Below are 8,771 nucleotides of genomic sequence, written 5' to 3' on the forward strand. Positions count from 1 at the left end.
CTCGGCACCGATCATGCGCGCGATGAGACGTGCCGGCATGCCGGAATTAAGCGAGTCCGTAAACGGACGATCTGTATGGCCATACCTCCAGATATCTTCCGCGTACCCGACCTTGGCGCGACTGGGATAGCAAAGATTTGCGAGAAACACCCCGCGCCGGGCGGGGTCAGTCCGGGCAGCCCCGTTAACGGAGGACCAGGCTTCCCAGGCAGCCTGAAGTGGCCAGCGGTGAACAGGATCAAGCGCGCCAGTGCCAATGCCCTCAAGGCGCTTCAGGCCCTCGTGCGTAACTGCCCCCTGATCAATGCGGCCGGAGACGAAACGCCGTTCACCATCAGGCGCTGCGCCCAGCCCGAGCTCCTGAGATGTGACGGGCCGGGTCACAACCTGCTTGTGGCGCACAACGTCCCACAATGCCGATGGCGATCCGGCTCCGGGCAGCACGCAGGCTTCTGCAACGATGGCGATGGGTTCAAACAAGGTCATGTCGTGGCCCATGCCTCGCCAACAACAAGTTCGACCTGATCGCGCCTGCCGCCGAGAAGTTCATTGACGAAAATGCGTGCCCCCTCGTCAACCGGGATAAGCGGGATGCCTTGTGCTTCAAAGTGACTGGCGAGGGCGGCGTCCACCATTCCGCCCGCCCAGGGGCCCCAGTGGAAAACCTTCACGCGTGCGTCTGGCGCTGAACGCGCCAGCAAACGCCCGGCGCTGGCGAGAAGTGCATTGGCCATGGCGTAGTCCGATTGTCCCTTGTTGCCGAAGAAGGCCGCTGCGGAAGAGAAGAAAGCGATGTGGCGCAACTGACGGGCGTCGAACGCTTCGAGAATGTTCATCAGGCCGCCGACCTTGGGTGCGAACACGCGTCTTAGTTCAGCTTCGGTTTTGTCGGCTGCCAGCTTGTCTGCGAGTACACCGGCGCCGTGGACCCAGCCGGTGATGCCACCCCATTTCTCCTGCGCCTGCGAAAGCGCCGCGGCGACGGCAGCACTGTCACCCGCATCCAGAGGAATGTAGGCCGCCGTTGCCCCAGCCGCATGGATGGATGCGACGGTTTGCCGGATTTCGGCGCCGGCGAGGAGGTTGCGGGCCGTGCGGTCGATTTCAGTAGGTGTAATACGCGCGCCGGATTGGCGACTGCGTTCGACCAAAAGACCACGCAGGATCTTGATGTCGCCCGTTTCCGGCAGTCCTGCGGGCCAGGGCGTAACTTCCGATCTGCCTGCGAGGAGGATTGTGCCGCCAGCCTGGCGGGCGAGCTCGATGGCGCAGGCGGCCGTGACGCCGCGCGCACCGCCCGTGACGAGCCATACAGAAGGCGTTGATCCGGGCAAGGATGATGGGGGAGTAAGAGATTTGCCCGGCGCTGCGACACTCAATTCTCCAGATTGATTCAGCTCGCCATCCGGATAGCCGCGCCGGAGTCCCTGCACGACGAGCGGCCCGCCGCCGCGCGGAAGTGTCCAAGCGAAAGCGACGCTCTCCGGCCATTCCTTGCGGAGCGTACGGCTAAGGCCCTCCAGACCGGAATAGACGTCTGCCGGTTGCAAAAGAATTGTCACACCGCCCTGGCGGCGTGCAGTGCGGGCGGCCGCGAGCGACGACCAATGGCGCACGTCTGCAGACTGCGCCGTAAGGCCTTCGGTGAGGATCGCCGCATCCGCGCAGCCAGTCGGGATCGACACGCGCCGGACGTCATATCCTGCCGAAGTGACCGCAGTAGCGATAGCCGACGCGCTGACCGGCTCCGCATCCGTCACTTCGATCAACGCGCCTGCGCTGAGTGTGAATGCTTGCGCCGCATTCAGTGTCTGCCACAGCACGGGGCGCACGTCGCACCGGTAGGGTGTTACGTCAGCCGGGGGCAGGTCGGGATGATGGGAAGCCCGTGTCTCCCCATCATCCCTCAGCCGAAAAAATCAGCAATTTTCCGGATCGTGCGCAGCTCGGCAAGGTGCTCTGGATCGACTTCCGGGAGCGAGGGATACATGTCGCGCAGAGACGAGAGGATTTCCACTTGCTTTATGGAATCCACGCCGAGTTCACCTTCAAGGTCCATGTCGTCTTCGAGCATGTCAGGCGGATAGCCAGTCTTCCCGGCAATGAGCGCACGGATCACATCCGGCGAGACCTGCAGGCTTGAGGCCGGCGGCGCACTGGCCGTTCTTGCCTCGACACTCGGCGCAGCCGCAGCAGCGACAGCGTCCGACGCCGCGGCGTTGATCATCGCCGCGATGGCGGCAATCGTACGCAGCTCTACGAGGCGCTCCGGCTCTATTTCCGGCAGGTGCGGAAGGCGGTCGCGAAGTGAGGACAGGATCTCCACCTGCTTGATTGAGTCCACGCCGAGTTCGCCTTCGAGGTCCATGTCGGCGTCTAGCATATCAGGCGGATAACCGGTCTTTTCGGACACGATACTGCGCACAATGTCCGCAGCGTTCATAGCGGGCGCAGAAACAGCAACGGGCCTCGGCGCAACTTCCACGTTCGCGGGCGCGGCAGGCATTTTTACAGGTTCTGGTACAAAGGCGTGCGTGCCGTGGGAGCCGTTGACCTTCTGCTTCGGGGCTTCGGCTGCTGCGGGGGGAGCAGTGTAAGTGGGTTGCGGTGCGGGTTGGGAGGCGGGCGCGCGCGGCGCCGGCAGCAACTGCGGCTCCGCCGCGATTGCGCCTGCCTGGCCAAGCAGGGCGGCGGCGGCGTTCAGGTAAGCCTTGTGGCCGTCAGCCATCGCATTGAGATAGTTCTGATGCTGCATCGAGACTTCCTGCCAGATTCGCTCGACAGACGAGGTGATTTCCACCCGCTCGGCGGGTTGAGGGACAGTCGCTTGCGGGGGTGCGACGGTGTGCCGGCCATTCTGATCGGGCATGGGAAGTTCGGTCCTTTGAGGAGGCGGGGTGGGCGGTGTTTGAGCGGAAGCTGGAATTGTCTGTGCAGTTATGTTCGGGAGTGCACGACCGGCAGCGCCGTCTTTGGGCGGGTACGGACGGTCGTAGTTTGCGCCGGTCAGGAAGACTGCATGCTTCGAGGGCTCGGGCTTGGGCTGCTGCGGGGGCGCGTCGGCGTAGAGCGCCGCAAGATCGACGCTCAGACCTGCGACGGCAAGCGTGCCAATCCCTGAGAGAAACTGCGCGACGCCATTGGTGCGTTTGTTGTCCAGCGAAAGAACCGTGTAGTCGCGCTCGCCCAAAGTATCAGAAATCAGGCCCGCGGCGACATTGCCTGGACCGACCTCGACGAAGATGCGCGCGCCCGCAGCGTACATCGCCTCGATCTGATCCCGGAAGAGGACCGGCGATACGATCTGTGACGCGAGCACTCCGGCGAGATCTTTAGCGGTTGTCTTGTAGGGCTGTGCAGTGGCGTTTGCATAGACGGGCAGGGCAGGGCGTTTCAGCCGCAGTCCCTCAAGCGTGGCGCGGAAAGGCGCGACAGCAGGCTCGACGATGGATGAGTGGAACGCTGTCGCCACCGGGAGCCGGCGTGCCTTTATGCCCTCGGCCGCGCAGCGTTGCTCTGCCTGCTGAATAGCGCTGACAGGGCCCGAAAGCGCAACCTGGCTCGGCCCATTGTCGTTGGCTATGACGAGGCCGCCCCCGATCTCCTTGACGAAGGGTGCGATGCGGCTCGCAGAGCACTGCACCGCCAGCATGGCGCCGTCAGTGGTCTTTGCTGCGTTAGCCATTTCGCGGCCACGCGCGGCGGCGATTGTGAGCGCAGCGTCGCGGTCAAACGCGCCGGCGTGGTGTAGCGCCATGATCTCGCCGAAGCTGTGGCCGCCCGCCATGTCGGCGTCGATGCCGAGCGCTTCGAGCAGGGTGAGATGCGCAAGTGACACGGTCGCAATGGCTGGCTGGGAATGTTGCATCAACGTCAGACGCTGTTGCTGGTTGCCAAACTCGACCTGATCGAAGGCCGCTGGCGGGAAGGCGAGTTTATGGAGCTTAAGCGGACCGGTGACGCGGTGGCTCGCAGCGAAATCCCAAAGCGCCCGGGCCGCCGGGAAAGCGATGGCAAGGTCAGACCCCATGCCGGGATACTGGCTGCCCTGACCCGAAAACAGGAAGGCGATTTTCCCGGGCACAAGCGTGCTGAGCGATGCCGCGCAGCCTTGCGGCAAGGGTGCGGTGCCGAGTGTTCCGGCTACAACCTGTGCGGCAAGCTTATCCGCTTTTATTGCAAGGTCTTCGGGACCTGTGGCGACGATGGACGCGCGTGCCAATGCCTTCGTACTGAACAGGCCATGCGTTGCAGCTGCATGGAAAGCAAAAGCATCCTCCGGAGGCGGAGCGTCCGCAAGGGCACGCAGGGCAGCCGACAGGTCAACACCATTGTCTGCGCTGAACAGGAAGAGTTCTGCCGGATGCACACGTGCCGGCTTGGCTGCCGCAGGGCCTGTATACTCTTCAAGCGTTACGTGGAAATTCGAACCGCCGAAGCCGAACGAGCTGACCGATGCGCGGCGCGGACGATTGTCAGCGGTGATCCAGGGACGGGCCTCTGTATTGACATAAAAGCACGCGCTATTGCGGATGGCCTCAGCAGGCTCATCAATCTTGATCGTCGGCGGCAGCACCTTGCGGCGCAGAGACTCGACAGCCTTCAGGAGGCTTGCAGCGCCCGCAGCCGCCTTTGTATGGCCAATCTGCGACTTGACCGACCCCACTGCGCACCACGGGCCGTCACCCCTGTCAGCTTCGCTGAACACAAGATGCAGACCTTCGATTTCGGCGCGGTCGCCCGCTTTGGTACCCGTTCCGTGCGCTTCGACAAGGTCGACTGTCTCCGGGCCGTATCCCGCCTGTTCGTAGGCGCGGCGTAACGCGCGAGCCTGACCGGAAGGGAGCGGCGTATAGATAGCGGTGCCCTTGCCGTCGGATCCGCCGCCAATACCGCGAATGACAGCGTGGATCTGGTTCCCGCCGCGCTCAGCATCTTCGAGACGGCGCAGCGCCAGCATGCCGATGCCTTCACCGAGCATCGTGCCGTCGGAATTGTTCGAGAATGGACGACAGTCTCCGGTAGGCGACAGTGCGGGCGTTTTCGAAAAGCACATGAACATTAGGATGTCGTTCAGAGCGTCCACACCACCGGTGAGCACCATGTCGGAATCGCCTGCGCGCAGTTCATGCAGAGCGATCTGCAAAGCGGAGAGGCTCGAGGCGCAGGCGGCATCCGTGACGTAGTTGCTACCTCCAAGATCGAGCCGGTTGGCGATGCGCCCAGCGACCACGTTGCCCAGCAGGCCGGGGAAGGTACTCTCTTTCCATTCCGCATAATGGTTCTCGATCCTCGCAGCGATGGCCTGGACATCGGCTTCGGCAAGACCGGACTGGCGCAGGCCGTTGACCCAGGTGGGGCGCTGGAGCCGGCCTGCCATGTGCGCTGTCAGCTCGGTGGCGGACGCCACACCAAGGATGACACTCGTCCGTGAACGGTCCATCTTTCCGCCGCTGTCGCGCTCGGCATCGTCCAGCGTCATCTTCGCAGCGACGAGTGCGAGAAGCTGCGCGGAGTCTGTCGTCTGCAACTGGGCGGGCGGAATGCCGAAGGCCAGCGGATCAAAGGCGACCGGCGACAGAAATCCGCCACGGCGGCCGTATGTCTTGTCTTTGGTCAACGGATTGGCATCGTAATAGTCGTCGATCAGCCAGTGTGTTGCAGGCGTATCGCTGATCAGATCACGCGCCTCGAATATGTCGCGCCAGAAACCGGTTGTGTCTCCGCGGCCCGGGAAAATTGCGCCCATACCGACAACGGCAATTGGCTCAAGAGGTCGGCGTGAACTGGAAGTGCGGCGGTCAGTCATGAAGCTTACTCGAACAGGCGCGGTGTATAGGAGAAGTATTGCGGCGGCACGGCAATTCCCGCCGAGCGCAGTTGACCGGCGCGGGTAATGCGCGCCGCGCCTTCCAGAAGGTTCAGCGCGATCTGGCGCACCGTACGGGCCTCGACCGGCTCGAGTGGCGTGCCGGCGACCCATTCGTTGAACGCGCCCATCGCAGGGCCGCACCAGATCTGGAAATCCGCCGTCCGGTCTGGCGTGCCTTCGCGGGCCCATTGTGCGCCCTGGAACAGGTAGCGGCGCGCGACCAGCGCCAGGCGCTTGTTGCCATCCATTTCGGCCCGCGCCGCTTCGGCCGGATTGACGCGCTGGATGTAGGACCGGGTTTCGGCCCAGGCAGCATCGAACGGTTCACCGAGCACGTCATCGATCCATTTTCGATCTGCTGCGGCCAGCGAGTCGTAGCTCGCGCCGCTCCGGTAGAAACCATGCAGCTTTCGGCCTCGCATCGCAAACAGTGTTCCCCGTTTGAGGACCTGCACTTCGACACCTTGCTCGAACATGTCTGCCGCTGGTGCCATCGTGACATCTGCGGGGCCTGCCTTGGCGAGCAGCTTGCGGCCCGCTTCCGAGAGACCCGATTCCACGGCGCTCTGGTTGACGGAACCGGTCAACACATAGGCGGCGCCCATCTGGTAAGCTGCCGCGACAGCCCCGGGCGTTGCCAGACCGCCTGCAAGGCCGATGCGAACAGCGCTTTCATCAAAAGCATGCTTCGCCGCAACCCTTGCGCGGGCGGCGCTGAGCGAGCTGAAAAGGACCGCTGCAGGACGATTGTCCGTGTGGCCGCCGGAATCGGATTCAGCGGTGATGTCAGCTGCGACAGGCACGCATGCCGCCAGGGTCGCCTGCGCTTCGGTGATCTTGCCGGCAGCGACGAGTTCCCGAAGCATTTTCTCCGGCGCTGGCGCCATAAACGGCTCGGCAACTTCGGCCCGTGAGACTTTTGCGAATATGTGGTTGCGCCGGCGTATGCTTCCATCTGCGGCACGTTCGAGACCGAGCGCCGTGTAGCGGACGACATCAGCGGTTAGACGCATGAACGCAGAGGCAGAGACGCGGCGCATACCTTCCTTGAGGAACAGGTCCACGATGGCCGCTTCCTGTCCGGGCTCCTGCGGGGAGTGGATGAGGTTGGCGCCCCATGCCGCTTCTCCAGCGCCCACGCCCGTTCGGATCTTGTTGATCCCGGATTCTATTTCCTTGAGGGGCAGCCCTGCACTTCCGTAGAAACCCAGGCAGCCGGCTTTCACGGCCTCGACCACCATTCGCGGCGTCGCGATGCCCCGCGCCATTTCGCCAACGACATAACTGAAGCGCGCCGGATGCTCGGCGAGGAAGGCACGGTCACCCAGCCATTCCGGATAAATCGGCGGAAGCTTCGAAACTGCGGCGGCGCCAGGTGAGCCTTCTCCGACGGATACGACAGACGCCACTCCATGCTCATCATACGCGAGCCAGGCGGGCGCACGCGGAAATTCAACGGCTCTTTTTAAGAGATCCGGCACGCGCTGTTTGCCCTTCTGGCTCGGCCCGTTCTGGAAGCCGTTCATCTGCGTTCATTATCTGCGTTCATTAAAAGCGCAAAGGAAAGCCGCTCACCGGAAAACACCTGATCCCGCTTCTTTCAATAGCCACCGCAACAAAGTAGAACAACTTTCAATTGTAATCGCGCGGTAAACATCCAAGCGTTGAGGCGAAGCCATGTTTTCGGATCGGACCTTTTGCCATCTGTTTGTGCAGTAAATCTGCCCTTGCTTCGTCCGGCGGGCGAGCCTAGAGCGCATCTTTCACTGGGGAGTAGCCAGTCGTCCGCGAGGACGAGCCACCGTGTAAACATGCTCGGCCGAGAGGCCGTGGTGCGGCGGAAGCGGGAAACCGTTTGGGCGAGACCAATGGCATCATCTCTTCGCTCAGGGTTGGGCGGCGAGAATGGTGTCTGTTGGACCTTGAACGCCGCCCGACCCGGAGACTGACTGATGGAAGCCCTTTTTACCTCTACCGCCGTCGTTGCCCTCGCCGAGATCGGCGACAAGACGCAGCTGCTGGCCATTGTGCTCGCTGCGCGGTTCAAGAAACCCCTGCCAATCATCGCCGGCATATTCGTTGCCACACTGGCCAACCATTTCGTGGCCGCACTCGTCGGCGCGCAGGTCGCCTCCATACTCGACGGCCAGTGGTTCCGGCTCCTGATTGCCGCTTCCTTTATCGTAATGGCGGCCTGGACACTCATTCCTGACAAGTTCGACGAAGAAACCGACGCGAAAACAGCCCGTTTCGGTGCATTTTGGGCGACCACGATTGCCTTTTTCTTCGTCGAAATGGGCGACAAGACGCAGATTGCCACGATCGCCCTTGGCGCCCGTTTCCATGATGTGATTACTGTGACGATGGGCACCACGCTGGGCATGATGCTGGCCAATGTTCCAGCAGTATTCCTGGGCCACGAACTGCTCAATCGGGTGCCGCTGAATGTGGTCCGGTATGTCGCTGCCGCATTGTTCCTGGTGATTGGCCTCTGGGTCCTGGGGCAGACAGCGGGCTGGCTCTGATCCGGCGGGCTGGCGTCGCTTACAGGCGAACGCAAGCTGGTCTCAGATAACCAGACCCAGACAATGGCGGCGATTCAGGTTCAACTTGCATGCGCTACGCGCTCCTTGTTCAGCTCGGCCGAGATTTGACCGTTCGTCCGCAGCGCGGGTGCCACGAGTGTAAGGGTTGGATTGGCCCAGCCCGAGGTGGGGAAAGTCGAGTTCTCCACAATGTAGAGGTTCTCCACATCATGCACTCGGCCGTAGGAATAGCGGTTACGCTCGGGCGCAGGTCATCTGCCTTAGAGCCAGGTTCAATATTCAGCAGCGCTTTGACATTTGTCAACGCCGGGATAAAAATGGGCCATTTGCCGGTTTAAAAAGGGGCCAGTCAG

At 62.5% G+C, this 8,771-nt stretch carries 6 protein-coding genes; 1 reads left to right on the forward strand and 5 read right to left on the reverse strand.

The features are described 5' to 3' along the window. The 4 genes from WEA77_RS00335 to WEA77_RS00350 all read right to left on the reverse strand — a co-directional run. On the reverse strand, positions 1-486 hold a 486-nt coding region (locus WEA77_RS00335; protein WP_368065884.1), incomplete at its 3' end, for a beta-ketoacyl synthase N-terminal-like domain-containing protein. Next, a complete protein-coding gene (locus tag WEA77_RS00340; RefSeq protein ID WP_368065885.1) occupies positions 483-1,823 on the reverse strand; it encodes an SDR family NAD(P)-dependent oxidoreductase in 1,341 nt (446 codons plus the stop codon). The genes WEA77_RS00340 and WEA77_RS00335, both read right to left, overlap by 4 nt. Positions 1,824-1,906: 83 nt before the next feature. Then, the gene (locus WEA77_RS00345; RefSeq protein ID WP_368065886.1) at positions 1,907-5,809 is read right to left on the reverse strand and encodes a beta-ketoacyl synthase N-terminal-like domain-containing protein; all 3,903 of its coding nucleotides are present in this window, start codon (positions 5,807-5,809) and stop codon (positions 1,907-1,909) included. A 5-nt stretch (positions 5,810-5,814) separates the two neighbouring features. Next, positions 5,815-7,281 carry a PfaD family polyunsaturated fatty acid/polyketide biosynthesis protein gene (locus WEA77_RS00350; RefSeq protein WP_368065887.1) on the reverse strand — a complete coding sequence of 489 codons (1,467 nt, stop codon included), beginning with the start codon at positions 7,279-7,281 and terminating at the stop codon, positions 5,815-5,817. 543 nt (positions 7,282-7,824) lie between these two features. Between WEA77_RS00350 and WEA77_RS00355 the strand changes: the two genes are divergently transcribed. Continuing rightward, positions 7,825-8,397: a TMEM165/GDT1 family protein gene (locus WEA77_RS00355; protein WP_368065888.1), complete on the forward strand. Its 573-nt coding sequence runs from the start codon at positions 7,825-7,827 to the stop codon at positions 8,395-8,397. An 80-nt stretch (positions 8,398-8,477) separates the two neighbouring features. Here the strand turns inward: WEA77_RS00355 and WEA77_RS00360 are convergent, their stop codons facing one another. Continuing rightward, positions 8,478-8,633: a GMC oxidoreductase gene (locus tag WEA77_RS00360; protein ID WP_368065889.1), complete on the reverse strand. Its 156-nt coding sequence runs from the start codon at positions 8,631-8,633 to the stop codon at positions 8,478-8,480. Between the last annotated feature and the right edge of the window lie 138 nt (positions 8,634-8,771).

Source organism: Hyphomonas sp. (assembly GCF_040882205.1).
GTDB lineage: Bacteria > Pseudomonadota > Alphaproteobacteria > Caulobacterales > Hyphomonadaceae > Hyphomonas.